Here is a 24,726-nt window from a genome sequence, read left to right as displayed (position 1 = left end):
CCGCGGGTTACCGGCCGATCCCGGTGATGGCCACCATCACCGGGACGATGCCGATGATGAGGAGCGCTCCAGCGACGTCGAAGACCAGCCCCGTGCGGATCATCCTGATGATGGGCACCGCGCCGGAACCGTAGACGATCGCGTTTTGCGGTGTTGAGACAGGCAGCATAAATCCGAAGGAGGCGGCGAAGGTGGCGGCCAGTGCAGGCACGAACGGATCGAGCCCCATGGCGGTGCACAACGGAATGACGATGGGCACCACCACCGCCGCGGATGCTGTGTTGCTGGTCGTCTCCGAAATGAGGACGGCCAAAACGGCGGAGAAGGCCGTAACCGCGACCACGTTGGTGACGTTCAGGTTCCGGGAGGCTGCGGTGCCGATGGTCTCCGCCAGCCCGGTGGCGGCGAGGAGCGAGCCGAAAATGATGCCGGTGCCGAAGAGGATGATGGTGCCCCAGTCGATCCGGGCGGCGTCCGACCAGTTAAGCGTGGCCCGGCGTTCTTTCCAGTTCGTGGGCAGGATGAAGAGCAGGGACGCCCCCAGAACGGCCACTATGCCTTCGTCCAGCCGGTCGTCCAGCAGAACGTAGATATCGGAGTCCGTCCCTGTGACAAGCCCGGCTGCGGCCGGAAGCAGCCAGAGCGAGACCGTGAAACCGAAGGCGATCAGGGTGTTTACTTCAGCCCTGGACATCCTGCCGTGGGCGGTCCGCTGTTCGCGGATGTACTCCCCGACGCCCTCGATGCGGCGGACCTCCGGCCTGTTGAGCAGGAACATGACCAGGGCCAGGACCACGAACATGGCCAGGCAGAGCGGGGCCGCGGCGGCAGTCCACTGGGCGAAGGAAATGCGTTCCCCGGTGGCCTCCTCGATGAGTCCCCGGCCGATGAGGTTGGGCGGCGAACCGACCGGTGTGAGCAGGCCCCCGACGCTGGCGCCGTAGGCCAGCATCAGCATCAATGCCGCACCGACCCGCAGGCGCAGCGGATCAAAGTCCGCGCTGACGATGCCGCGGTCCTGCATCAGTTGGCCGATGACCGCGAGGATGCCGAGGGCCGTGGGCATCAGCATGGCCACGGTTGCCGTGTTGGACACGAATGCGGACAGCAGGCAGGTGATGACGCCGAAGGCGATGATCACGCGGTAGGTGGACGTGGCCACGCCGGGGAGGGAGAGCACGGCGAACGCAAGCCGTTGGGCGATGCCGTGTTTGAGCATCGCCTGGGCGAGGATGAACGCGCCGATGAAGGTGAAGATCGTCGTCGACCCGAACGGAGCCAGGACGTCAGCGGCCGGAGCGACGCCGAGTATCACCACGGCGGCCACTCCCAGCAGGCCTCCGACGGGGATGGGGACGGGCTCACAGATCCAGAGGACGATCACGCCGAGCAGAACCGCGGCCAGAAGCTGCTGTGTCCGGTCCATCGTCATGGGAAGGATCGCGAAGGTGATCGCGGCAGCAGGGGCGAGGAAGAATCCCAGGGTTTGCCGTGCCCGCTCAAACTTCTCTTCCTTGGGGGAAAGCCTCTGCTCGCTCAGGCTTCGGAACGTCTTTCCGCCGAGCAGGGCGGCGCGGACGTCGGTTCGGTCGGTCATCAGCGGTGCAGGGGAGTAAGCAGCCGGACGGGGCTCCCCCGGAGCCATGCCTTGACGTCTTCGAACGCGCCGCCGTAGAACTCCCGGTAGCTTTGCTCCGTGACGTAGCCCAAATGCGGCGTCAAGACAGTCCGTGGTGCGGATAGGAGCCGGTGGTCCGCGGGCAGCGGTTCGAGGTCGTAGACATCAAGGGCCGCTCCGGCGAGCCAGCCTTCGTGCAGTCCCCGGATGAGGGCGTCTTCGTCGACCAGGGGCCCGCGGGAGGTGTTGACCAGCACGCCCCGGGCCCCCAGGAGACGGAGTTCCTCTTCCCCGACGACGCCGCGCGAGCGTTCCGAAAGCCGCACATGCACCGACACCACATCCGCCTCCCGGAAGAGTGCGTCCTTGCTGACCCTCCTGACGCCCACCTCGGCGGCCGCCTCGGCCGTGAGGTTGGGGCTCCAGGCGATGACGTCCATGCCGAACGCCTGTCCGTAGGCGGCGATACGGCGCCCGATCTTGCCCAGGCCCAGGACCCCCAGGGTCCTGCCTGCGAGCTCAAAACCGACGGTGGACTGCCAGTTCCCGTCCCGGAGGCGCCGGTCCTCAAACGGTATGCTCCGGGCAAGCGCGAGCAACAGGGCCCACGTCAGTTCCGGGGCCGCGGTGGGAGAACCGCCGGTCCCGCAGACGGCTATGCCCAGCTCCTCCGCCGCCGGAACGTCGATGGACTGATTGGCCATCCCGGTGGTCACCAGCAGTTTGAGTCCGGGTAATTGCGCCAGCCGCTCGCGGCCGAACACGGTCCGTTCCCGCATGGCGATGATGATGTCGAAGCCGCGCAGGCTGGCGACGACATCGGCATCGTCCTTCAGGGGCCGGTCGAAGAAGGTGACGCTGACGCCGTCGGCGGCAAGCTGCTCCCAGGACGCGTAATCCCGGGCGACAGACTGGTAATCGTCCAGGATGGCGAGGCGCATGGAGGAATCCTTCGGCATAGGCAGCGTGCGGTCAATGCTGTCAGGCTACCGTTTCTGATCATCCCGTTGGCGGTTTAGCTGCCGAGGGTTCGTTGGTGCTGCTGTTGCTGGTGCTCCAGCTGGCGAGAAAATCCAGTTGGTCCTGGGCATGGCTGCCGGCCTCGGCGGTGTAGGCGATCAGTGTCAGTCCTTCGCCGGGGAGCTCGAGGGCGTCGCCGGTGAGTTCGATGTCGCCGACCAGCGGGTTGTGCATGGTTTTGCGGGCCGTGCGGTGGAAGCGGACGTTGTGCCGGGCCCATCGCGTGGAGAACTCGATGCTGCCGGCGGCGAGGTCGCCGATGAGGTGGTTAAGGACCCGGTCACGCGGGCTCCGGCCGGATTCGGCGCGCATGGCCGCGGCGAAGTCGTCGGCGAGGGTTTCCCAGTCGACGAAGAAATCGCGGGAACGCGGGTCCAGGAACATGAACCGCGCCAGGTTCAGCGGCAGTGTGGTGGGGCTGAGGATGTCCGTGTAGAGGGCGTAGCAGAGGTTGTTGGCGGCCACGACGTCCATGCGGGAATTTCGGACATAGGCAGGTGTTCCGGTCATCCCGGCCAGGAGCCGTCCGATGCTGGGGCGCAGTTCAGTCCGCGCCCGCCGGACACCGGAGGACGCGGCCGGAGCGGCGGCTTTGGCGAGGTCGAACAGGTGGGCGCGTTCCGCCTCGTCGAGTTGCAGGGCGCGGGAGAGGGAGTCGAGAACGGACTCGGACACTCCGCGCAGGTTTCCGCGTTCGAGGCGGGCGTAGTACTCGGTGCTCACTCCGGCGAGCATGGCCACTTCCTCGCGCTTGAGTCCGGCCACCCTCCGGGTTCCTCCGTAGGCGGGCAGCCCTGCCTGGGCAGGGGTGATGTGCGACCGCCGGCTCCTGAGGAACTCGCGGACGTCTTTCGTAGTGTCCATGCCTCTACGCTACGGCGGGAAGGGCCGCCCTAACAGGAACTGCCAGTACACCGCACAGCAGAGACTCCCACCCTGGCAACGGGACTGGTTTTCTTGAATCAGCAGCTTCACGCCTATCCAAGGAGCACACCGTGCATCTCGCAGTTCCCGGTCCCACGTCCAAGGGGCCCGCCGATAAATTCATCGGCGACGTCTACCTCAACTCGCTGCACGCAGGCGAACAGCCCTCACGCCTGATATCGGCCATGGTGCGGTTTACTCCCGGAGCCCGCACACACTGGCACTCGCACCCCGTCGGCCAGACTTTGCACTGTACCGACGGCATGGGACTGGTGGCGAACCGTGACGGTGAGGTCATCCTCCTGCGTGCCGGAGACACCGTGCACACCCCGGCCGGGGAGGAACACTGGCACGGCGCGACGCAGGACAGCCTGATGTGCCACCTGGCCCTGGTGGAGCACGAATCCGGTCAAACCGCGACGTGGTTGGAACCCGTCACGGAGCTCGAATACCAGGCCGCCCACTCCAAACACACCCGCTAACTCCACCGAACAACGCTAAGGAATCTCAGTGAAAAGTGTCACCCTCAACAACGGCGTCGAAATGCCGATCCTGGGCTTTGGTGTCTTCCAAATCCCCGAAGAGGAAACCCAGACCGCGGTCGAAGCGGCCCTGGCCGCCGGATACCGGCATCTGGACACCGCCGCGTCCTACGGTAACGAAGCATCCGTCGGAGCTGCCATCAAAGCCAGCGGCATCGCCCGCGAGGAACTGTTCATCACTACTAAACTCTGGATCCAGCACGCACCTACGGGCAGCGTCTATGAGGACAGCAAGCGCTCCTTTGATAACTCGCTTCATCGGCTGGGCGTGGATTACTTGGACCTCTACCTGATCCACCAGCCCTTTGGGGACTACTACAGCGAATGGCGCGCCATGCAGGACCTGAACAAGGAAGGCCTGGCCCGGGCCATTGGTGTCTCAAATTTCCATTCCGACCGGCTGGTGGACCTGATCGACCACAACGAGATCGTTCCGGCCGTGAACCAGATCGAAACCCACCCGTTCCACCAGCGGGCCGCCGATCAGGAGCTGATGCGCGAACGCGGCGTGCAGATCGAATCCTGGGGGCCGTTCGCCGAAGGCAGGAACAACCTCTTCACCGATCCTGTCCTCAGCGCCGTCGCCGCCGACCACGGCAAGTCCGTCGCGCAAGTGGTGCTGCGCTGGCTCATCCAACGCGACGTCGTCGTCATCCCCAAATCCGTCCGGCCGGAGCGCATGGCCCAGAACTTCGACGTCTTCGGCTTCACCCTTACCGATGAGCAGATGAGCCGGATCACCGCCCTGGATACCGGCGCCAGCCTCTTCTTCGACCACCGGGACCCCGCCATGGTCAGTTGGCTCGGCGGCCGCCGGTACAGCTAGCGCAGGACACCCTTGACCACCCCTCTGTCGAGCATCAGCCGGCGGTCCGCCCTTCGCGGGGCGGCCGCCGGCCTGACCGGTGCCCTGCTGACTGCTGGAGCAGCAGGCTGCACACCAGGAAGAGACAACACCGTGGCCTCCACGCCTTCTCCGGCGCCAGCCGGTCCCCCACAGAGCAGCCGGCGCATACTGCTGGCTTACTTCTCCCGGGCAGGCGAGAACTACTACTACGGAGGCCGTACCAACCTCGACGCCGGCAACACCGAAGTGCTCGCCGGCATGATCAGCGCGCTGGTTCCCTGCGACGTGCACCGCATCGAGGCGGCAGAGCCCTACCCGGACGGGTACGACGCCACCGTGGCCCGGAACGTCCGCGAACAAAATGGGGACGCCCGTCCCGCCATCGCCAACCCCCTGCCCGCCATCGACCAGTACGGCTCGGTCATCCTGGCCAGCGGGATCTGGAACGTCAGGGCACCGATGATCATGGCCACGTTCACCGAAAGCTACGACTTCACCGGCAAGACTGTTTTCCCCGTCACCACCCATGCCATGAGCGGACTCGGCACGGCGCCCCGTGACTACAGGGAGTCCTGCCCGGGTGCAACGATTGCCGAAGGCCTCGCGGTGAAAGGCGAGGAAGTGCGCGGCGCAGCAACAGACATCAAGGCCTGGCTGCAGGCGACGGGCCTCCTTACCTGAACAGCCGGCTCCGGGCCCGGCACCTAAGCCGACCAGGCAAAGGGGGCCGAGAAGGAATTCTTCCCGGCGTTGTCCCACGTCATCCCGAACACATCGACCCGGCCGGTGCTGGCGGTGCCGGCTGCCAAAGTATCGGCAGGAAATCCGATCCCGCTGACTTTCACGCCGAGCTCCGTACGGTCCATGGGAGACACGAAGTCCTCGACCGCCATGTCCACGGCACTGCCGATCCTGACTTGATGACGGCGCCCATCGTTGGCGTAGGCCATCTCCAGGGACTCCATGCCGGCCATCTCACCGATCAAGGCGGCCAGATTCTCCATCGGCCCGCCAAGCTGTCCACCAAAGACCGCGCCCAGCGCCTCGGCCTGCCCGGCTGAGGCGGCCGCGTCCATCAGGAGTCCGACCTTCCAGCCCCCGCCACCCATCAGGGCGGGTGTGTCGGCGACGACGCAGACGGTGAGGCCACCGACGTCGACGCCGTTAACGTCGCCGGTGTCAACGTGGAAGGCCAGTGCCACCTGGCAACGTTCGTTATCCGCCGGCACGGTCAACCCGGAGGTCGCGCACGGGCAGACCATATCGCAGTTGCAATTCTCGAAATACGTACCCTCTAAACGCCACGACATTTTGCGGCTCCCTTCGAAGTGGTACCCCCCAAAACAAAGTCTCCTCCCGCCCAAAACCCTGGTCAACGGCTTCAGATGACTCGTCACAGACCCCAGGCGGCCCCCGGGTGTGATGCCGGGGGCCACAGGTACGACTATGTGCGCTGGAAGATGTTGAGAATGTTGCCCTCCGTATCCAAGAACCAGGCCCCCTTGCCTGTCGGCAAGGTAGCGATGCCGTTCTCAGTCTTCAGGCCCGGGAAGTCGTACTCCTCGAAGGTGGCTCCGCGGCCCCGCAGCTCTTCGACCTCGGCTTCGAGGTTGTCCGTCATCCAGCCCAGCTGGGTGTTCTTTGCGGTGCCCGCGTTGTCGGATTGGTACAGCAGGAAAGCTGTTCCCTTGCCGCAGCGGAACATCAAATTTTCGGCGTCCATGACCTCCGGATCGTCCAGTCCCACGACGTCCCGATAGAAGTCACGTGCCCGGGCGATGTCCTTGGCAGGGAGGACCGCAGCGACTTCACTGTCCTTGAGCATGTCGAATTCTCCTAGTTTGATGCGATCGAGATGCCCGCTCCGAAGGCCGTGCCTGCGGGGCGGCTGTGCCGGCTCCCGCCGGCTCCCGGCTGTATTCGATGCTCCGGGACGGTGCCGGGAGGCCTGCGTCGCGGCTAAATAGGCAGCCGGCCCTGGGTCATCCCAGCGTTCATACCGCCATTATGGCCTCGGATCGCGTTCACGGATATAGCCAGGAAAAGGGAGGCCGACGGCGGGCATCACTCCCGTCGTCGGCCTCCGGAATGGCCGTACTCACCGGGAAGGTTTGACCACCATCGCGGAGCCGCCGCCGCGCCTCACCGGTTCAGCAGCGGCCACCATGCGCCCGTTCGGCTTGAACTCGATTGCAGTCGCAGCACCGATTTCCGCTGCCGACGTGAAGGCGTCACCGGATGGCGTGAATTCGTGGCCGAACTCTTTTAGCTGCTCACCGTATGCCTCAATAAACCCGGGCTCGGCCGTGACCTTTGCCGTGTTCCGCTGGGCAGCGCGTGGCGCCGCGATGGCCTTCGAGATGTCCATTCCAAGGTCCACCCGGTTCAGGATGGTCTGCAGGACGGTGGTGATGATGGTCGATCCGCCGGGCGAACCGAGCGCCAGGAACGGATCTCCGTCCTTCAGGATGATGGTGGGAGACATCGAGGAACGGGGGCGCTTCCCCGGCTGGATGCGGTTCGGATCGTCCTCCTTATACACGGTGGAGAAGTCCGTCAGCTCGTTGTTGAGCAGGAACCCCCGCCCCGGCACCACGATGCCGGATCCGCCGGTCTGCTCGATGGTGAGGGTGTATTCCACCACGTTGCCCCACTGGTCCGCGACCGTCAGGTTGGTCGTGGAGATGTTCTCCGTATCCGTCTCAGCGGCGGGCGCCGCAGCAGCGGCCGGGCACGCGCCGTCGTACGAGGAGATGTCCCCCGGGTCGACGGGCTTCAATGCTGCCTTCGCCGGGTTGATCCGGCACGAGCGCTCCTTGCCGAACACCGGGTCAGTGAGCTCGTCGGTGGGGACGTCCACAAAGGCGGGGTCGCCCACGTACTTGGCCCGGTCGGCAAAGGCGAGGGCACTTGCCTCAAGGTAGTGGTGCAGGGCGGCCGTATTCTTGCCGTTGGCGTTGCCCGGCTCCGAAAGGTTGAAGGGCTCCAGGATGTTCAACGCCTCGCCCACGGTGGTGCCGCCGCTGCTCGAGGGCGCCATGCCGTACACGTCCAGGTCCCGGTACTCCACGTGCGTAGGATCCTGGTCCAGGGCTTCGTAGGCAGCCAGGTCCTTTGTCGTCATGTGGCCGACAGGGACGGGCAGCGTCGTGGTGGCGGTCTTCGGCGGTGCTTTCACTGCAGCGACGATCTCGTCCGCCACCGGGCCTTCGTAGAAGCCATCCGTGCCCTCCTCTGCAAGGAGCTCGTACGTCGCGGCCAGGTCCGGGTTCTGGAAGACACTGCCGACGGCGGGGGCGTCGCCGCCGGGGAGGAAGAGGCTGCTCGTGGACGTAAACGCCGCAAAGCGCTTCTCGTTGTCGAGGGTCTGCTGGCGGAACGTCTCGTCCACCACGAAGCCGCGGGTGGCGACGTCGATGGCCGGCTCGAGGGCGTCGCCAAGGTCCAGGGTGCCCCAGCGTTCGAGGGCGCGCTCCCAGGTGGCGGGCGTGCCGGGGACGCCGACGGAGACGCCGCTGGTGACGAGCTCGGGGGTGAAGGGGTAGGGCTTGCCGGTCGCGGGGTCGATGAACGCGTCATTGGGCATCTTCGCAGGTGCGGTTTCCCGGCCGTCGATGGTGCCTACTTCACCGGTCTTCGCGTCGTAGAAGACGAAGTAGCCGCCCCCGCCGATTCCTGCGCTGTAGGGCTCGGTCACGCCCAGCGTCGCGGCCGCGGCGACGGCGGCATCCGCGGCATTGCCGCCCTTGCTGAGCACCTCGATTGCCGCCGCGGAGGCGTCCGGGTCAACGGTGCTGACCGCACCGCCGTAACCAGTGGCGGTGGGCTCCTTCTTAATTTCCCCCGGATCAGCGAACGCAGGGTTCATGACGGCGCCGCCCGTCACGCTCATGGCCAGGGCCGCCATGAGGGCGGCAATTCGACGTCTCACCTTAGGCATGATGACTCCCGAGTCAGGGTGGTGCGGAGTGGGGTGATCGTCACGTTACTCCCGCCCGGAGTGACACTCAACACTGAATGGATTGTGCGGCGTTCAGCCACCGATGTGCCACGCGTCGAGGACCACCCGGCCATGGGGCGATTCCAGCGTCGCGGTGAGCGGCGCCTGCTGGCCGGCGTCCAGCGGGACGTTCCGGTCAATCGGGTCAGTGTCAACGGCCGGAAGCTGGAGCACGTCGACCGCCTGCCGCGGGATGCCGCGCAGCGCCAGCTGCCGCAGGGAGAGATCCGTTGGTGGCAGGTGGGCGCACGGATGTTGCCCTTGCCAGTGGATCAAACTGGGCAGCGCACCGGCGCATTCCAAGCGACCGTCCTGGCGGACCGTGATGCGCCACTTCAACAATCCATAGGGCGTCTCCCGCTGTGCTGCGAGCAGCTCGCCCGGGTTGAGGGCCAGGCTGTCGAGCTCCCGGCATAGCGTCTCGATCTTCTGTGTTCGAGCCACGGCGTGCACCAGCCGGGGTGAGTCGCGGAGGGCGTCGCGCAGTGCCGGGTGGTCGAGCGCGAACCAGCGCGCCCTCCCCGGCGCCGGAGCATCGGGATCGATCGCGATGACCTCGAGGTAGCAGTCGGGGAAGCTCCCGCTGCTGATGGCCATCACTTGGTTGTGCGTGCCCATAAACGCGTGCTTGCCGCCGCCTGCGGGCCGGACGCCGAACGTGGCTGCGCACCACGCCGCGCCTTGTTCCAGCGAATCTGCGGCGATGACCAGGTGGTCGATGCGGGCGTTCACAACTCAGCTTTACCGCTGGGGGCGTTGGCTGAATCGGCAGGCGATCCCTGCCGGCGGCTCGCTATCAGGAACGGCACTGCAATCAGCTGGATCACGCCGCCGATTGCCAGCGAGGCCGCGTATCCATAGGCATCGGCCGCCCGGCCGAGCAGCGGCTGGACCACCACGCCGCCGCTTGAACCAATGAGTGAATCGAAACTCAGCACTGTTGCCCGCTGCTTCGAGGCGATCATGTCGTTCAGGTAGGCCTGCCGCACGGGGACGCCCGCGGCGTCCACTACTGCCCAGAGGGTCAGCAGAGCCAGCGCCGCCCAGAACACCCTGGTGAACCCGAGCACCACCAAAATCACGGCGGCCAGTCCGACGCTGATAATCAGCACGGTGGTGCGCTTGCGGACAAGGCGCCGGATCCGGGGCGCCAGCCAGCCGCCAAGCACTTCGGCCCCGGCCACAACTGCCGCCGCGAGCCCCGCCACTGAGTAGGCGCGCGGGTCCCCGAAGAGCTCCAGCAGGTAGGGCTGCAGTGCATAGAACACATAGATCCCGACGCCGGCACTGAACGGCCCGGCCAGCATCACGTAGCGCACGGGCGGGTTCTTCAAACCGTTCTCGATGGAGGCCGCGAGTACGGTTCGGACGGCCCGCAGCGGGCGGGCCGAGCGCTCGGGCGTGAACCCGACGTCGTGCATCAGGCGGAACGCCACCAGGAACATGGCCAACAGCACGCCCACGCGGATCAGGAACGGGACGCCGAGGTTGGTGACCTGGGCGATGACGCCTCCGGCCACCGAGCCGACGAGCATCGCGACCCCGGAAACCATCACCCCGCGGCCCAGCACCGCTTCCATGCCTCCTTCGTAGCCCTCGAAGCGCAAGGCGTCGACGAGCCAGGCCTCCACGGCCCCCGAGAAGAAGGTGAAACCCAGGCCGAGCAAGACCGACACCAGTGCCCACCACCAGAAAGGAGCCGACAGCTGCCAGAGCAGATAGTAGAAGTAGGTGGAGACGGCGAGGGTCACCGTGCCGAGGAGGAATGAGACGCGGCGCCCCCAACTGTCCGCAACCACTCCGGTGGGCACCTCGAACAGCACCATGCCCACCGTGAAGAAGGCATTGGCGGCAAAGGCCTCGAGGTTGCTGAGCCCGGCATCCAGCAGGAAGAGCGTGTTGATGCCCCAGATAAACGACGCAGCAACGGTATTGCCCAGCGTCAACGTCAGGTAGATGCGCTGAATCTTTTGGGCGCCGGCGCTCATCGCGTTGACGTCCCCGCTGGGGCGAGGTAGGAGCACGAGCCCATTCTCGTCCGGTTAGCGTGCGCGCACCAGTGCAAATGAGGGCGGATCCCCGGCACGCTCCGCTACTGCATCAGGCGAGGCGGCTCCGGACGATCTCGCTGACAGTCTTGCCGTCATACCGCCCTGCAACCTTGGCGGTGACCGGCTTCATCACGGCGCCCATCTGCCGCATGGACGGTTCCTGGCCGTCGGCCTTCAGCGCTGCGATTGCTTCGTCCACAATCGCTTCGACCTCGTCACGGGTCAGGGCTTGAGGCAGGTACGCCTCAATGATCTCGGCCTCGGCGATTTCCGCGGCAGCACGCTCAGCCTCGCCGGCTTCCGTGTAGATCTTCGCGGTGTCGCGGCGTTTGGCGGCTTCCTTCTGGAGCAGCCCGGTGACCTGGGCATCGTCCAGTTCGATCGGGGTCTTTCCCGACTTCTCGCGTGTCTCGATCTCGCCGAGGACGTTGCGCACCGTGGTCAGCGCTACCTTGTTCCGGTCTTTCATGTGGATCACAACGTCGCCGTGAAGGCGTTCTTTGAGCGTGCTCATGGTGTTCTCGTTTCGTTGGCTTTGCCTCCATTGTCCCCGCTCGCCGCCACCTTCGCTGCGTTCTGCGGGCCCTACTTCACCTGCTTCCCCAGGGCACGCCCCAGACGTGCCGCAGCTTCCTCGAGCTGCGGCTCGCTGACGTGGCTTCGCGCGACGTGATTATTCAGCAAATGGCCGATACCGTCTAAGCCTGGACATGGCGTCACGAAATCCCGGATCTATTCGAACGACCTCTTTGTATCCTCCGACTGCCTCCGTCAGCCGTCCCGATCTTTCGGCCTTGCGTGCCATCGCATAAATGATCTCTTTGTGGGCACGACTAACAAGTCCGCTTGGATCCGTGGCTGATGGATCCAAGGCCAACAAATCCCGGTGAAGGGCAAGGACTGAGCGCCAGTCACCCATCTCGGCGTGCTGCCACATCATCTTGCCCAGATCCGCAAGTCGTTGTCGTCGTTCACATGATTCACGGCGGGGACCAGCGTCCTGGAAGTCCGGGTCGTCCTGTATGCGTTTGTATCCCTGCGCTGCAGCTGCCCATTCACCGACATTCTGGGCTTGACGGGCAGCGTAGTAGATGTCGACGAACTCCTGGCTTTGTCGGGCGCCGGCCAGAAGCGCAGCTGCGTCGCGGAATTCCGCATCGAGCGCCAGCACTTCACCTAGGAGGCTGATGGCTGTTGGATAATGCTTCTCGCCGAGCGACGAGAGCGCTCGCTCGTACAAGGCCAGTTTCCGTGGCTCTTCCGTCTCGTGGCCGATCGGAGGAGTCTTCGGAGCCGGCTGGATCGGCCCCGCGCCGGAGGTCACCCCGGTGAGGTTGAAAAGCCGTGTGGCATCACCGCGTACGTACAGTACGGGGGTTACCCATTCAAAAGTTCCGAGTCCCATTATCGATCTGCGTCCGCTATTGGCGGCCCTATCGATGTCCCGGCCGTGAGCGAGGGCACCATAGAAGCCTCGCGAGAAGGCGATTGCGGCGCCGTCAGTAACAGTGAACTGCATGGCTGCCACGGCACTGATTCCTCCGCGGACCAAAGCCGCGGCAGTGCCGGAGAAAAGATCTTCCTTTCCCGATTCCCCGGAGGAACAGGAGTTAAGTACCACCAAGCGCGGTGTGGGCTCGGCTTCCCTCAGTAGCTGCAAAAGACGTGACGATTCGACCATGGATGAACGCCCTGCGGCAGATTCCAGCGCAAGTAGGCCCTCCTGCCTGACCACGTCATAGTCGCCGTGCCCAATAAGGTGCACAACATGCCACGGCCCGTCCAGCAACGCGGATTGGATCCCATCCCAGGTCGCAACGGGCACCCAGCGGAGCTCGATTAGCCCGGCTGCAATCGGCGCGGAAAGCGCCGTCGAGAGATTTGCCTTCTCTGCCTCCGTGTCGAGTGCCGGTAAGTCACGGACGGCCGGGACAATGCCGAGGATCCGCAGTGGCGGCTCAACGGCAAGTGGACGATAGCTGTAATCAGCCGCGGGGACGCGTCGGAGCAGGGGCAACTCATGACAGAGATAGGATTCGGTTTCACGGTCATAGAGCATCTCCCACGGCAGTGCCACCAACTCCGGGGCCCCTAGCCTGAGTACCACACGCAGCGGGTGGCCACTATTCTGGGCTGCACCCAGACTTGCCCGATACGTTCCCTTTACGGCACCCGTAAATAGGGCGTTGAACATCCTCTCGCCCACGTCACGCAGGGGTTGTTCCGAAATAGGTATTGTGCGTCGAGCAGAGACCGCCGACGCCAGGACGGTGGCTTCCAAATCAGAAATGCGAGCAAGGATAGCATCGACATCCAGCCGAATTTTTGAGGAAGTTTCACCTCCCGAAGGCGCGTGGACAACTCGGACGGAGTAGTTGCCTCTCCGGGCCCCGCTGGTGATTTCCAGCTCAATGTCTCCGTCCACAGCGACCTTCTAATGCGCACATGCGAACTTTCCCCTATCAGGGCCTCCATGGAAATCCTGATGTCTCATAAGACTGGCCCACGAAACGATGGACCACAAGACCGTTAAGTATCTAAAGAGCCCACGAGTTTGACCTCATGTCAGTACAAACTCTTGACTCTTCCGTTAGAGCGCTCTAACGTTGGTGGCAGCACGTGACCTGGCGCACTCGCCGGGACCCCACCGACGGTCCAGTTGGACGGGCCAAACGATCCGAGGAAGTCAACAATGTCGTTGCACGCAGCACACCCCACCGCACCGGGAAACAAACCCGGCTCCAAACATCGCGGGTATCTGACCCGCCTTACTGTCATCTCCACTCTCGGCGGCCTTCTGTTCGGCTACGACACCGGCGTGATCTCCGGCGCACTGCTCTACATGCAGGATTCACTAAGCATGAGCCCGGTCGAAGAAGCCACCGTGGTCAGCGCCCTGCTGTTCCCGGGCGCGGCGGTCGGCGCGCTGAGCGGCGGCCGGCTGGCCGATACGCTCGGCCGCCGCGGCACGCTCCTCATTTGCGCGCTGCTCTTCCTGGTCGGTGCCCTGGGCTGTGCGATTGCACCGAACGTCGGCTTCATGGTGGTGGCCCGAGTGATCCTGGGCCTCGGCGTTGGAGCCGCAGCCGTCACCTGCCCCCTTTACCTGGCAGAAATGGCGCCGGCACACCTGCGCGGCCGCATGGTTACGATCAACGAACTGATGATCGTGACCGGCCAGATGCTTGCCTTCGCCATCAACGCCCTTCTTGACACGCTGATCCACGATCCTGAGGTCTGGCGCCTCATGCTTGGAGTGGCATCCATCCCCGCGATCGCCCTGCTGATCGGGATGCTCATCCTGCCTGAGTCGCCCCGCTGGTTCGCCATCCGGGAACGGTTTGCGGACAGCCGTCGCATCCTCGACCTTAGCCGCAGCCCCGAGGAAGCCGATTTCGAATACAAGGAAATTGTCGAATCGGCCACCACTGCCAAGACTGAGCGCTCGCACGCATGGCGTGATTTGAAGAACAATCCGTGGATGCGCAAGCTGCTGTGGATCGGCATCGGCCTGGCCGTGGTTCAGCAGGCAACCGGCATCAACACGGTCAACTACTACGCGCCCACGATCCTGGAACGCAGCGGACTGGGCGTCAGCGCATCACTGGTAGCCACCGTGGCGGTGGGCGTGACCTCGGTGCTGATGACCGTACTTGGCATCTACCTGCTCGGCTTCATCGGCCGGCGCCGCATGCTGGTCATCGGCTTCTCCGGCGTCGTCGCCTCCCAGTCGATCCTCGCCGTCGTCTTCATGCTGCCGCAGTCGGATTTCGTCAGCTACACCATCCTGGCCGCCATGATGCTGTTCGTCGCGTTCGTGCAGTGTTTCATCGGCACCTGCGTCTGGCTCCTCCTTTCGGAAATCTTCCCGATGGCCATCCGCGGCTTTGCCATGGGTATCGCCGTCTTTGCCCTCTGGACTGTCAATGCCGGCATCTCCTTTCTGTTCCCGATCCTCGTTGTGGCACTGGGCTCCACGGGAACCTTCGCGGTCTTTGTCCTGGTGAATGTCGCATCCCTGGTGTTCGTGTCCAAGTGCGTTCCCGAGACCATGGGCCAGTCGCTGGAAGAACTGGAGGTGCACTTCCGCACCGGCAGCCTTCCCGTCATTACGCCGGCGGAAACGTCCGGCGCGAAGGCCGGAGCCCAGTAATAGTTCGCCTGTCTCCATAGCCAGGCCAGTGTGGCGACGCGGCCGGGGCGGCAGACTGCCGCCCCGGCCGCGATACGCTTACCTGCAGAATGCGGCCGATAGTCGGGGAGTGAATTGAAGCACCAGGAAGTGGCCAAACGCCCCACAATTTACGACGTCGCGCGGGTGGCAGGCGTCTCCCGCGCCCTTGTCTCGCTGGTGCTGCGGGACTCCCCCAAAGTCAGCCCGGAAAAGCGGCAGGCGGTTGCCGAAGCAATCGCCGAGCTCGATTACCGGCCAAGCAACGCCGCCCGCTGGCTCGCCAGCGGGCGCACCCGGATTGTCGGGGTGCTGCTGGACGACCTTGCGAATCCCTGGTTCGTGGAACTGCTCGACGGCCTGCAGAGCGTGCTCGGGGAACAGAACCTGCGCATGGTCCTCAGCGACCCCACTTACCTGGCCCGGCCCGGGGAGAGCCCGGTTTCAGCGTTCATGGAGCTCCGCGTGGACGGGCTCGTCATTGCCGGCGACGTCCAGCCGGATGACAATCTGCTGCGGGCCACTGCGCACACACCGACCGTCGTGGTCGGCGCCCGCACCTTCGAGCTTCCCTCTGCGGACCTCGTCACCAACGACGACGTCGCCGGAGCATGTTCCGCTGTCGAACACCTGATCGGCCTCGGCCACCGCGACATCGCCTACCTCACGGCCCCGACCGGATCAGCCGCGTTGCGGGCGGGCTCCTACCGGGACACGATGGCCCGCCACGGCCTGCAGGACCATATCCGCGTGGTGCAGACAGACCTCAGCGAACATTCCGGCTTCGAGGCAATGAACAGCCTGATTGACAGCGGGCGGCCCCCCACGGCAGTCCTGGCCACCAACGACGTCCTCGCCGTCGGGGCTCTCTCTGCCGCCGATGACCACGGCATCAACGTCCCTTCCCAGCTCTCACTCGTCGGCTATGACAACACCTACCTGGCCGGTATCAGGCATCTTTCGCTGACCAGCGTGGACCCTGTAAGCCGGGAGGTCGGCATCCGCGCCGCCCGCCTGCTCCTCGAGCGCATGGCAGACCCGGCCCTGCCCCAGCGCACCGAAGTACTGACCCCGCGCCTGGTAGTGCGGAACAGCACCGCGCCCGCCCCGAAGTCCTGACGCGTTACTCCGGACATACCAGCAGGGCTCCACCTGACGCGTGGTTGCACGTCCGGCGGAGCCCTGGGCCAGGTTTCATTCCCTGGCTTCCAACGGAAGCATCTCGGCGATGGCGGAACGCCTCCACGTGCACAACAACACCGTGCGCTACCGGGTCACACGGCTGGCCAAAGACTTCAACCTCGATCTCGACGACCCGCAAAAGCGGCTTTGGCTCTGGCTGCGCCTAACCACTATGGATCTTGCCCCTCAATGACGCCGGTCGAGCGCTTCGAGGAGCCGCCTGACCGAACCTCCGAGGTTCCATTCAGTGGCCAGGCGCTCAAGCTCTGACCGCGGATCGCCTACAACGGGGTGCAACCGGGCGCCCGCCTCGTCGAGCGTCGGCAGCCCGAGGTCGCGCACCACGTTCACGACGGCGGGTGCGACCTTGAGATAGTCCGTCGCCGCTTCGAGCTTGGCCCTTACGGACGCGGACAGCCCGCTTCCCGCGCCCGTCGCCGCCTCGAGCAGCAGTTCGAGCGTGCCGTACTCCCCGAGCAGGGACGCGGCGGTCTTCTCACCGATTCCGGCCACGCCCGGCAGCCCGTCGGAGCTGTCACCCCGGAGGATTGCGTAGTCCGCGTACTGCGCGGGCAGCACGCGGTACTTGCCGACGATGACCGCGTCGGTGACGACTTCGAGGTTCTTCATGCCGCGCGCGGTGTAGATCACGCGCACGTTGCGGTCGTCATCGACGATCTGGAAGAGGTCGCGGTCGCCCGTGACCACGTCCACCGGCAAGCCGGCATGGCTGGCGTAGGTGCCGACGACGTCGTCGGCCTCATGTTCAGCAGCTCCCACGACGGCGACACCGGCCAGCTCCAGCACCCGCCGGATCATCGGGATCTGCGCCTCCAGCGCGTCCGGCACCACTTCGATGTCGGGACCGCCCGCCACCACCTCTGCCACCCGATGCGACTTATAGCTGGGAATGAGGTCGACACGCCACTGCGGCCGCCAATCATCGTCCCAGCACGCAATGAGATGCGTCGCTTCGAAGTCGGTGGTGAGCCGGGCGATCATGTCCAGCAAACCGCGAACCGCGTTCACCGGCGTGCCGTCGGCGCGGCGTATCGTGTCCGGCACACCGTAGAACGCGCGGAAGTACAGGGAGGCAGTGTCCAGCAGCATCAGGCGGTGGGGCATACCTGATCCTCACACGGAAACGCTCCGTTGAAAATCCGGCTGGCGTACAGGCCGCCTTTCAGAGCTCCCGGTAGTAGTAAAGCATCGGCTCTGTGCCGCCGGGTTCGGTGTTGGCGAACCCGCGAGCCTCATAGAACCGGCGCGCGTCCGTGTCCTCGCCGTCGACGTTGATTTCCAGCAATGCGCCGCCGCGGCCTCGTACCAGCTCGCACGAGGCGGCGAGCAGTGCGCTGCCCAGTCGACGGCCCCGCAGGCCCGGACGGACGTACAGTTCGTCCAGGATGGCTACCGGACCCGGGTACCAGACATTGGAGCGGAAGCTCAGCACCGCAAGTCCGCCTGGCGGTGTGCCGACGAGCAGCACTACTACGTCCTCCCCCGCCAACAGTTCGGCCACCCGCGACGTCAAGACGTCGATGCCGGGGCTGGGTGTATCGAACTCGGTGTTGAAATCGTGGAGCATCCCGGCAACGGTTGCGGCGTCGGCCGGACTCGCCCGGCGGGGCGCTTGAAGGTTGGCCGGGTCATCAGCAGTCACGGCTTCATCATGCTCGGCGAACCGGCCGGCGTCCACCCTGGCTTATCCGCATGACGGCTCGGGGGGCCAGCCGTGCGTGCTAGTGGGCGGGCGCCGCGACGTCCTCCAGAACTGTTCTGTCGAAAAACCGGATCTCGCCTGTTGCCTCAAAGAACACCGGAACCACAGACGTGCTCGCATCCTTGGATGTTTCGTAAATTTCCGGCGCACCGCCATGCTTCCGGGCAATTGTTCCAACCAGTTCGGTGCCGCGAACCCGGACGGTTCGATATTTGTAGCTCATGCTGACTCCTTCGTCGACTAAGGCACACCCTACTCCCTAGGCCGGTCTCCAAGTCCGGCTCCGGCTACGATTGGCCCTCAGCGGCGGGCGGGACACGCAGGCTGCCGTACCTCTCCATTCGATGCCAGCCCAGGTGCACACCCGCCAGCGCCGTGACCACGGACTGGATGACCACGAGATACATCAGCTGCCGATAGACGAACTGCTGGAGTGGAAGCGTCCACAGCGGCCCAAGCCGTTCCTTGTCGAGCCGGAACGCGTAGGTGGCCATGAGCAACTGAACGACAAGGAAGACGATCCAGAGTGCCCCGATCCGGAGCGGATCGAGGAAGATCAGTCCGTAGACGGCAAAGACATCGACCACAGGAGCGAACAGGGGAAGCAATACCTGGAGGACAAGCAGGTAGCCGAGCCCGCGCCGGCCGAGCTTGCCGGCCGCTCCCCGCTGCACCACCGCGCCGCGGTGCTTCCACATTGCCTGCAACGTGCCGTAGCACCAGCGGTACCGCTGGCGCCACAAGGCGCCAAGGGTAGCGGGGGCCTCGGTCCAGGCCCGCGCGTCATCCTGGTACACGACGCGCCAGCCGTCGCGGCACAGCGACATGGTGAGGTCCGTGTCTTCGGCGAGCGTGTCGTCGCTGACTCCGCCGACCCGCAGGAGGGCGTCCCGGCGGAAGGCACCAATGGCCCCGGGGACAGTTGGCATGCACTCCGCGACGTCGAACAGCCGGCGGTCAAGATTGAAGCCGACGACGTACTCGATGTGCTGCCACGCGCCGAGGATGCCGCCGCGGTTGGCCACTTTGGTGTTACCCGAAATTGCCCCCACGCGCGGGTCGGCGAAAGGCTGGATAAGGGCACGAACCGTGTCCGGCTCGAAGACGGTGTCGCCGTCGACCATCACCACAAGTTCGTGGCTGGCGGCGTCAAGCCCGGCATTGAGGGCGGACGGCTTGCCCCCGTTCTCCTTCCGGATGACGGTGACTCCCGGCAGTCCAAGAGCTTCCACGATGCCCGCGGTCCCATCGGTTGAGCCGTCGTCGACCACGATGACCTCAACGGGATGGGTCGAGGCGACGATGGACCGGACCGCGGCTTCGATGCCGACGGCCTCGTTGTAAGCGGGGACGATCACACTGACCGGCTCCGTGATCTCCGGCCTGACCGGCACGTCCATCCGTCGCCTGCCCCGGCTGACCGTCTGCAGACGCCGTGCAGCCCGGCTGTGGCGGGCCGCGAACCCGACCACGAGGAAAGCGCGGACAAGTGTCACGATGCCTGCCGCGACCAGCCCCCACGATATGGCGGTGACGACAAAGTCGCTCAGCTGGATGCCCCGCACGAAGGCCGTTCCTGTCATCCGCTCCGGGGCGGAGGCCTCCCGCATGCTGTCAATACCGATGGCGTCACCGATGCTTGTGACGCGATAGCCCTGCCCGGCGTAACGCGACAACGCGGAATCGAGCGCGGCAACGGTCTGTTCCCTGTCACCACCGCCGTCGTGCATCAGCAGCACCTGCCCCTGCGGGCCGGACAGGGCAAGATTCCGTTCGATGGCCGTGGCGCCCGGCCGCCGCCAATCCTCGCTGTCAACGGTGCTCAGCACCGTGATGTAGCCCTCGTCCGCCGCCGTTCGCATTGCTGACCAGGTACTGTCGTTGATCGCATCGTTCCCGGAGCTGTACGGCGGACGCAGAAGCGAGGTCGCATGGCCGGTGATGCCGGCGATGGCTTCCTGGGCACCCTGGACTTCGAGGTCGCGCCGCCACGACGGAGCAGTGCCGAGGTCTGTGTGGGTGAGCGTGTGGACACCAATCTCGTGACCGTCGGCAATGATGCGGCGCATGAGGTCGGGGTTGTCGATCGCCGCCGAGCCAACCACGAAGAAGGTCGCTCGAACGTGGTGCTTCCGCAGGACGTCGAGGATCTGCGGTGTCCAGACGGGGTCTGGTCCGTCATCGAACGTCAGCGCGAGCGTATGGTCCGGCGGACTCACGGTGCGGACCGCTCCGCCACGGGAATCGACCACCGGGCCGCCACCGGAGACGGTATCCGGCACGCTTCCCGCGGACGTGCCCGATGTAACGGAGTCATCGCCAATCCCGGCGAGGTGGTGCATGTATCCCTGTACCGCGAGGGCGACTCCCAACGCAAACAGGACTGCGATAAGGACGAACCAGTGAGACCTTACGCTGACGGGACCTGCGGACTTGACGGGGCGACTCACGCTCACGGCTGCGGCGGCGCAGACGGACGCGTGGCCTGGCCCGGCGCCGTACCGCTCTTGCCTGGCGCCGACGGCTCTGTACCCGGTGCAGGTTCCGTCACGGGGTCGGAGGGCGGCGCCTTGTGGACTTCAGTACCAGTGGCCGTACCACCAGTCGGTGTCGTCACCGGAGCGGCCGACGGCCCGGTTGCAGGTGCCTGAAAAGTGGATTGTGCTGCAGGCTCGGCCGGCACAACCTGGGGGGCCGGGGGCGCGGGATCGCTGGAAGCCGGTGCCGGAGGGGAAGAGGGAACGTCATGGGCCGCGGGAGCCGCTGCGGCGGGAGGCAGCGGCAGGTATGGCGCGGCGACATTGGGTCCGCCGATGAACGCCACCACGAGGAGAACGACGTATCCCGCCACGAGCCCGAGGGACCCTAGGCCGAGGAGCTTCACCAGCCGCAGGCGCCGTCCTGATTCATCAACAAAGACCGGCCCGCGCTGTTGCGCGGACCCCGACTGATCGGACGTTTCATCAAAAGCTAGCATCGGGCATCAACCTTAGAGGATCCGCGATCCGCATCCCAAAAAGTATGACCGGGGCCTCATCAGGACCGGGAGCCGGCTTTGGCCTGATAAACCGTGTCGAAACGATCCCGCCCGATGCGTCCGAGCTTTTCGACGGTATGCCAGCTGATGACCGCCACCAGCAGGGTCAGCAGGATGGCCGCCACTGACACGAGCGGCGGCAAATCGGCCGTGGACCCGCCGTTCAGCCAGAGAATGACCACATAATTCCAGAGGTACGCGGCGTAGGAAACGGTGCCCAGCAGCTGCAGCGGTCGCGTCCAGGAAGGCATCGCCTGCGAACGGGAAGCGGCCAGCACCACCAGTACAGCCGCGGCAGCCATGGCCAGCGGGCCTCCCACGAAAAAGAAAGCCGGCGATTCGTTGGCTTTGGGGAAGAACACCAACGCTGCCAGGACGACGATCGACCCGAAGAGGCCCGCCTTCCTGAGCCGGGGACCGGAGAACCAGCGGAACACCCGGACCCTGTAGAGGCGCAGCGCCGAACCGACGATCAGCCCGAGGCCCCACGTCGTGGGAAGGGCATAGACCAGGGAATGCAGGTGCGGGGCCAGGATGAGCATCCCCAGCACACTGGCCGTCATCAGCGCGAAGATGACGGCGGCAGACCAGCCGATCAGCCGCCACTGACGGTTTTTCCGCAGGGCGACCACCAGCAGCGCCGGCCAGACCAGGTAGAACTGTTCCTCCACCGCCAGCGTCCAGAGCGGTCCGATGGCCATGCTGACATCGAATGGCAGGGGCAGGTCTTTGAGATAGCCGAAACCGGCAAGGAGTGTGTAGCCGATGATTCCCTTGGAACGGTCCCCCAGGACGTCGGCCGTCAGTTCAACGATGGCATAGATGCCAAGGAAGGAAATGAGTGCGGGCAGCAGCCGGAAGGCCCGGTGCGCATAGAAACGGCCGTAGCGGACTTTCCGGTGCCGTTCGATGTCCCGCAGCAGCACGCCCGTGATCAGGTAGCCGCTCAGCACGAAGAAGACAATGACGCCGACAATGCCGGCACCCTGGAAAAGCCCGGGCCAGGAGTGTCCGAGGAGAACCGCACCAACGGCGGCTCCGCGAAGGACATCCAGGCCGTCCAGCCTCTGGCTCTGCCTATTTTGCCCGGGTTCTTGCCCACCGGCCTGCCTGCTGGCCTTCGCGGCAGTCGGCTTCGCGGCAGTCCCAACCGTTTCTTCAGCTAGCAACGCCAAATGACCTCCGCGGTTTCGATTTTGATGGATTATTCCGGCCGCCGGACCTGATTCCTGGCGCCGCACCTCATCCCATTATCCCCGGTCCAGCTGGATGAAACCTGATTCCGGCCATATGCAATCGAAGGCGCTCCGGGAATTCACTCGTCGTCACCACCTAGGCCTTGGCGCGGCGGTGAATCGACTTGTAGCTTAGGTACGCGTTGAGTCCCTCGATCCCGTATTCGGTGCCCAGTCCGGAGTCGTGCCGGCCGCCGAAGGGTGCCGCGTGGTTGGAGGCGAAGAAGTTGATGCCCACCGAGCCGGTGTCCATCCGGTCCGCCACGGCCAGCGCCGCCTCAGGGTCGCCCCCGAACACCAGGCCGCCCAGGCCGAACTCCGTATTGTTCGCCAGCGCGACGGCCTCCTCAACACTGCCGCCGGCGTCGTCGTACTTCAGGATGCAGATGACCGGGCCGAAGATCTCCTCGCGGGAAATGCGCATGTCCGGAGTGACGTCGGCGAACACGGTGGGTTCCACGAAATACCCGCCTTCGAGCCCGGCGCCCAGCGCTGCGGCCCGCCCGCCGGTAGTGGCGCGGGCGCCTTCCGCCAGCCCCGACTCCACGTACTCCAGCACGGTCTTGTACTGGGACTCCGTGGCGCAGGGCCCGAACACCGTGCCCGGGTCCAACGGGTCGCCCTGCTTGCCTGCGGCGATGGTCCGGGTGACCATGTCCACCACGTCCTCGTAGCGGCTGGCCGGGGCCAGGATCCGGGTCGAGATGTAGCAGGTCTGCCCGGTGTTGCGCATGGAGGAACGGATCAGGACCTCGGACATCGCGTCCAGGTCCGCGTCCGGCAGCACAATCGCGCTGGATTTGCCGCCGAGTTCGAGGGTGACGGGGCGCAGCAGCTCGCCGCAGGCCGCAGCGATCTTTCGGCCCACCGGCGTCGAACCCGTGAACGCCACTTTGTCCACGGCAGGGTGCTTCACGAGAGAATCCCCCAGCCGGCCGGAGCCGGTGACGAGGTTGACCACGCCGGCCGGGACGCCGGCCGCGGCCACCGCGTCGATGATCACGCGGAGGGACAGCGGCGTGGGCGACGCCGGTTTGATGACCACCGTGCAGCCGGCCAGCAGCGCCGGCGCCAGCTTGATCATCACTAGGTTGATCGGAAAGTTCCAGGGCGCGATCAGGGCGCACACGCCGATCGGTTCGCGCCGGACCACGGATTCGCCGCCGCCTTTGGGGAAGGCCCGGACGTCCTCGCGCTCCAGGTAGTCGGCGAGGGTCGCGAAGTAGCGGAAGATGCCCGCGGCGTTGGCGGCGGCTCCGGCGGATTCGGAGACCGGAGATCCGTTCTCGCGAGTGTTGGTCAGCGAGAGCTCCTCGGCCCGCTTCTCCACTTCCTCGGCCACGCGCAGGAGGTACGCCGCCCGTTCGGAGGGCGTCAGCCGGGGCCACTCACCGTCGTCGAAAGCCCTGCGGGCGGATCCGACGGCGGCGTCCAGGTCTTCGGGGGTTGCGTCCGGGACGGAGCCCCAGACTTCCCCCGTGGCCGGGTCGGTGACCGGGTTGCGGCCGGTGCCGTGTGCCGGCGTCCAGGCGCCGTCGATGAAAATATCGTCCACATGCGTGTACGGCAGGTTGAGCGCGGCGCGGGCGGCCAGGGCCGGAACGTGCTGCGTTGCCGCGGTCATCGGATGACTGCCGTCTTGAGCAGGGCGGTGGACCGGTTCAGGTCGGCTGCGGCCATGTCGTGGGCGGCCTGCGTGATGAGTTCCGGCACGATTTCCGCGGCCAGCCGGTCGGTGTAGGTGGCCGGGTCCATCTTGAACCAGGTGGAGGCCAGGGCTATTCCGGCCTGGTCGAAGCGCCACAGCCGGTCTGCGTCGCGCATCAACGCGTCTTCCAGGGAGTGGGCCACCTGGCGGGTGTCGTGGCCGTCGATGATCGCGCAGACGCGCTCGATGAATTCCGGTGCGTAGCCCAGGTCCGGGAGCACCCGGCGGGCCACGTCGCAGCCCTGCTTCTCATGTTCGTAGCGGATGGCGGCCTTGCGCCAATCCCCCGCGAAGCCCTCGGAGATGATGCGGGACTCGTCCACGTGGGCCCATCCGGTGTCGTGCAGCAGGGTGGCAACACGGACCAGTTCGGCGTCGGCGTCGGGATAGGCTCGGCAGAGCCGCTCAGCGAAGGCAAGCGAGATCGGCAGGTGGATGTCGTTGCCGCGGGTACGGGTCTCGTGCACCACGGACCGCCAGAGCTGGTCGAGTTCCTCGAGTGCCGCCGGGGTGGTGGCAATCGGGGCGGTGTCCACCGGTCCGGGTGCCGGCACCGGCCGGACCGGGTACGCGGCGGCGAAGTCCGCAGCAGCGCGGTTGGTGCTGGCGTCGGTGACGCCCTCGGCAACCGGGGTCTTGGGGGTGGTCATAATGCTCCTTCGGGGGCC

Annotated in this window: 24 protein-coding genes; 6 read left to right on the top strand and 18 right to left on the bottom strand. The window is 65.6% G+C overall.

The features are described 5' to 3' along the window. Positions 1-7: 7 nt before the first annotated feature. Genes ACSQ1X_RS10065 through ACSQ1X_RS10055 form a run of 3 tightly spaced genes read right to left on the bottom strand, consistent with a single transcriptional unit; the run spans position 8 to position 3,502 of the window. On the bottom strand, positions 8-1,597 hold the full coding sequence (locus ACSQ1X_RS10065) for an SLC13 family permease (protein WP_436057568.1): 1,590 nt from the start codon (positions 1,595-1,597) through the stop codon (positions 8-10). Further along, positions 1,597-2,559, bottom strand: a complete 963-nt coding sequence (locus ACSQ1X_RS10060) for a D-2-hydroxyacid dehydrogenase family protein (protein WP_436057567.1) — start codon at positions 2,557-2,559, stop codon at positions 1,597-1,599. The genes ACSQ1X_RS10065 and ACSQ1X_RS10060 overlap by 1 nt, the downstream gene beginning before the upstream one ends. 58 nt (positions 2,560-2,617) lie before the next feature. After that, on the bottom strand, positions 2,618-3,502 hold the full coding sequence (locus tag ACSQ1X_RS10055; RefSeq protein ID WP_436057566.1) for a helix-turn-helix transcriptional regulator: 885 nt from the start codon (positions 3,500-3,502) through the stop codon (positions 2,618-2,620). A 131-nt stretch (positions 3,503-3,633) separates the two neighbouring features. Here ACSQ1X_RS10055 and ACSQ1X_RS10050 point away from each other — a divergent pair, with 131 nt between their 5' ends. Genes ACSQ1X_RS10050 through ACSQ1X_RS10040 form a run of 3 tightly spaced genes read left to right on the top strand, consistent with a single transcriptional unit; the run spans position 3,634 to position 5,632 of the window. After that, the gene (locus ACSQ1X_RS10050) at positions 3,634-4,044 is read left to right on the top strand and encodes a (R)-mandelonitrile lyase (RefSeq protein ID WP_436057565.1); all 411 of its coding nucleotides are present in this window, start codon (positions 3,634-3,636) and stop codon (positions 4,042-4,044) included. 28 nt (positions 4,045-4,072) lie between these two features. Then, positions 4,073-4,930, top strand: coding sequence for an aldo/keto reductase (locus ACSQ1X_RS10045; RefSeq protein WP_436057564.1), 858 nt, complete (start codon positions 4,073-4,075; stop codon positions 4,928-4,930). 12 nt (positions 4,931-4,942) lie between these two features. Next, on the top strand, positions 4,943-5,632 hold the full coding sequence (locus ACSQ1X_RS10040; RefSeq protein WP_436057563.1) for a flavodoxin: 690 nt from the start codon (positions 4,943-4,945) through the stop codon (positions 5,630-5,632). Between the two features lie 23 nt (positions 5,633-5,655). Here ACSQ1X_RS10040 and ACSQ1X_RS10035 read toward each other — a convergent pair whose 3' ends face one another. The 7 genes from ACSQ1X_RS10035 to ACSQ1X_RS10005 all read right to left on the bottom strand — a co-directional run bounded on the left by ACSQ1X_RS10035 (position 5,656) and on the right by ACSQ1X_RS10005 (position 13,427). Next, positions 5,656-6,261, bottom strand: coding sequence for a DUF1326 domain-containing protein (locus tag ACSQ1X_RS10035; protein WP_436057562.1), 606 nt, complete (start codon positions 6,259-6,261; stop codon positions 5,656-5,658). A gap of 134 nt (positions 6,262-6,395) precedes the next feature. After that, positions 6,396-6,776 carry a VOC family protein gene (locus ACSQ1X_RS10030; protein ID WP_028269375.1) on the bottom strand — a complete coding sequence of 127 codons (381 nt, stop codon included), beginning with the start codon at positions 6,774-6,776 and terminating at the stop codon, positions 6,396-6,398. 273 nt (positions 6,777-7,049) lie between these two features. Further along, positions 7,050-8,891 carry a gamma-glutamyltransferase gene (gene ggt, locus ACSQ1X_RS10025; protein ID WP_436057561.1) on the bottom strand — a complete coding sequence of 614 codons (1,842 nt, stop codon included), beginning with the start codon at positions 8,889-8,891 and terminating at the stop codon, positions 7,050-7,052. A 93-nt stretch (positions 8,892-8,984) separates the two neighbouring features. Continuing rightward, entirely contained in the window at positions 8,985-9,683 is a 699-nt protein-coding gene (locus ACSQ1X_RS10020) for a VOC family protein (protein ID WP_436057560.1), read from the bottom strand. Continuing rightward, the gene (locus ACSQ1X_RS10015) at positions 9,680-10,939 is read right to left on the bottom strand and encodes an MFS transporter (RefSeq protein WP_436059319.1); all 1,260 of its coding nucleotides are present in this window, start codon (positions 10,937-10,939) and stop codon (positions 9,680-9,682) included. Before ACSQ1X_RS10015 ends, ACSQ1X_RS10020 begins: the two co-directional genes overlap by 4 nt. A gap of 112 nt (positions 10,940-11,051) precedes the next feature. Further along, positions 11,052-11,516 carry a GatB/YqeY domain-containing protein gene (locus tag ACSQ1X_RS10010; RefSeq protein ID WP_436057559.1) on the bottom strand — a complete coding sequence of 155 codons (465 nt, stop codon included), beginning with the start codon at positions 11,514-11,516 and terminating at the stop codon, positions 11,052-11,054. Between the two features lie 159 nt (positions 11,517-11,675). Beyond that, a complete protein-coding gene (locus ACSQ1X_RS10005; RefSeq protein WP_436057558.1) occupies positions 11,676-13,427 on the bottom strand; it encodes a CHAT domain-containing protein in 1,752 nt (583 codons plus the stop codon). A gap of 267 nt (positions 13,428-13,694) precedes the next feature. On the opposite strand from ACSQ1X_RS10005, the gene ACSQ1X_RS10000 reads away from it, so the two are divergent. The 3 genes from ACSQ1X_RS10000 to ACSQ1X_RS09990 all read left to right on the top strand — a co-directional run bounded on the left by ACSQ1X_RS10000 (position 13,695) and on the right by ACSQ1X_RS09990 (position 16,548). Further along, positions 13,695-15,155, top strand: coding sequence for a sugar porter family MFS transporter (locus ACSQ1X_RS10000; RefSeq protein ID WP_436057557.1), 1,461 nt, complete (start codon positions 13,695-13,697; stop codon positions 15,153-15,155). Between the two features lie 114 nt (positions 15,156-15,269). Next, on the top strand, positions 15,270-16,292 hold the full coding sequence (locus tag ACSQ1X_RS09995; protein WP_436057556.1) for a LacI family DNA-binding transcriptional regulator: 1,023 nt from the start codon (positions 15,270-15,272) through the stop codon (positions 16,290-16,292). Between the two features lie 40 nt (positions 16,293-16,332). After that, positions 16,333-16,548, top strand: coding sequence for a helix-turn-helix domain-containing protein (locus ACSQ1X_RS09990; protein WP_436057555.1), 216 nt, complete (start codon positions 16,333-16,335; stop codon positions 16,546-16,548). Here ACSQ1X_RS09990 and ACSQ1X_RS09985 read toward each other — a convergent pair. The 8 genes from ACSQ1X_RS09985 to ACSQ1X_RS09950 form a co-directional block, all read right to left on the bottom strand. Beyond that, positions 16,542-17,480, bottom strand: a complete 939-nt coding sequence (locus tag ACSQ1X_RS09985) for a 5'-3' exonuclease (RefSeq protein WP_436057554.1) — start codon at positions 17,478-17,480, stop codon at positions 16,542-16,544. The genes ACSQ1X_RS09990 and ACSQ1X_RS09985 overlap by 7 nt on opposite strands. 58 nt (positions 17,481-17,538) lie before the next feature. Next, positions 17,539-17,943: a GNAT family N-acetyltransferase gene (locus tag ACSQ1X_RS09980; protein ID WP_436059318.1), complete on the bottom strand. Its 405-nt coding sequence runs from the start codon at positions 17,941-17,943 to the stop codon at positions 17,539-17,541. A gap of 154 nt (positions 17,944-18,097) precedes the next feature. Continuing rightward, complete coding sequence (locus ACSQ1X_RS09975; RefSeq protein WP_055806157.1) at positions 18,098-18,301, bottom strand: hypothetical protein; 204 nt, start codon at positions 18,299-18,301, stop codon at positions 18,098-18,100. A 64-nt stretch (positions 18,302-18,365) separates the two neighbouring features. Beyond that, on the bottom strand, positions 18,366-20,420 hold the full coding sequence (locus ACSQ1X_RS09970; RefSeq protein ID WP_436057553.1) for a bifunctional polysaccharide deacetylase/glycosyltransferase family 2 protein: 2,055 nt from the start codon (positions 20,418-20,420) through the stop codon (positions 18,366-18,368). A 110-nt stretch (positions 20,421-20,530) separates the two neighbouring features. Continuing rightward, entirely contained in the window at positions 20,531-21,055 is a 525-nt protein-coding gene (locus ACSQ1X_RS09965) for a hypothetical protein (RefSeq protein WP_436057552.1), read from the bottom strand. 59 nt (positions 21,056-21,114) lie between these two features. Beyond that, complete coding sequence (locus ACSQ1X_RS09960) at positions 21,115-22,290, bottom strand: acyltransferase family protein (RefSeq protein WP_436057551.1); 1,176 nt, start codon at positions 22,288-22,290, stop codon at positions 21,115-21,117. A gap of 157 nt (positions 22,291-22,447) precedes the next feature. Next, a complete protein-coding gene (locus ACSQ1X_RS09955) occupies positions 22,448-23,974 on the bottom strand; it encodes an aldehyde dehydrogenase family protein (RefSeq protein ID WP_436057550.1) in 1,527 nt (508 codons plus the stop codon). Next, complete coding sequence (locus tag ACSQ1X_RS09950; RefSeq protein ID WP_436057549.1) at positions 23,971-24,708, bottom strand: HD domain-containing protein; 738 nt, start codon at positions 24,706-24,708, stop codon at positions 23,971-23,973. The genes ACSQ1X_RS09955 and ACSQ1X_RS09950 overlap by 4 nt, the downstream gene beginning before the upstream one ends. Positions 24,709-24,726 lie beyond the last annotated feature (18 nt).

Source organism: Arthrobacter sp. LjRoot78 (assembly GCF_964254335.1).
Classification (GTDB): Bacteria; Actinomycetota; Actinomycetes; order Actinomycetales; family Micrococcaceae; genus Arthrobacter.
This window is presented reverse-complemented; position numbering and strand designations above follow the sequence as displayed.

Bases quoted from the DNA above. Each gene is read 5' to 3' on its own strand.
- ACSQ1X_RS10065 (WP_436057568.1), bottom strand. From the start codon at position 1,597: ATGACCGACCGAACCGACGTCCGCGCCGCCCTGCTCGGCGGAAAGACG.
- ACSQ1X_RS10060 (WP_436057567.1), bottom strand. From the start codon at position 2,559: ATGCGCCTCGCCATCCTGGACGATTACCAGTCTGTCGCCCGGGATTAC.
- ACSQ1X_RS10055 (WP_436057566.1), bottom strand. From the start codon at position 3,502: ATGGACACTACGAAAGACGTCCGCGAGTTCCTCAGGAGCCGGCGGTCG.
- ACSQ1X_RS10035 (WP_436057562.1), bottom strand. From the start codon at position 6,261: ATGTCGTGGCGTTTAGAGGGTACGTATTTCGAGAATTGCAACTGCGAT.
- ACSQ1X_RS10030 (WP_028269375.1), bottom strand. From the start codon at position 6,776: ATGCTCAAGGACAGTGAAGTCGCTGCGGTCCTCCCTGCCAAGGACATC.
- ggt (WP_436057561.1), bottom strand. From the start codon at position 8,891: ATGCCTAAGGTGAGACGTCGAATTGCCGCCCTCATGGCGGCCCTGGCC.
- ACSQ1X_RS10015 (WP_436059319.1), bottom strand. From the start codon at position 10,939: ATGAGCGCCGGCGCCCAAAAGATTCAGCGCATCTACCTGACGTTGACG.
- ACSQ1X_RS10010 (WP_436057559.1), bottom strand. From the start codon at position 11,516: ATGAGCACGCTCAAAGAACGCCTTCACGGCGACGTTGTGATCCACATG.
- ACSQ1X_RS10000 (WP_436057557.1), top strand. From the start codon at position 13,695: ATGTCGTTGCACGCAGCACACCCCACCGCACCGGGAAACAAACCCGGC.
- ACSQ1X_RS09985 (WP_436057554.1), bottom strand. From the start codon at position 17,480: ATGCCCCACCGCCTGATGCTGCTGGACACTGCCTCCCTGTACTTCCGC.
- ACSQ1X_RS09980 (WP_436059318.1), bottom strand. From the start codon at position 17,943: ATGCTCCACGATTTCAACACCGAGTTCGATACACCCAGCCCCGGCATC.
- ACSQ1X_RS09975 (WP_055806157.1), bottom strand. From the start codon at position 18,301: ATGAGCTACAAATATCGAACCGTCCGGGTTCGCGGCACCGAACTGGTT.
- ACSQ1X_RS09970 (WP_436057553.1), bottom strand. From the start codon at position 20,420: ATGCACCACCTCGCCGGGATTGGCGATGACTCCGTTACATCGGGCACG.
- ACSQ1X_RS09965 (WP_436057552.1), bottom strand. From the start codon at position 21,055: ATGCTAGCTTTTGATGAAACGTCCGATCAGTCGGGGTCCGCGCAACAG.
- ACSQ1X_RS09955 (WP_436057550.1), bottom strand. From the start codon at position 23,974: ATGACCGCGGCAACGCAGCACGTTCCGGCCCTGGCCGCCCGCGCCGCG.
- ACSQ1X_RS09950 (WP_436057549.1), bottom strand. From the start codon at position 24,708: ATGACCACCCCCAAGACCCCGGTTGCCGAGGGCGTCACCGACGCCAGC.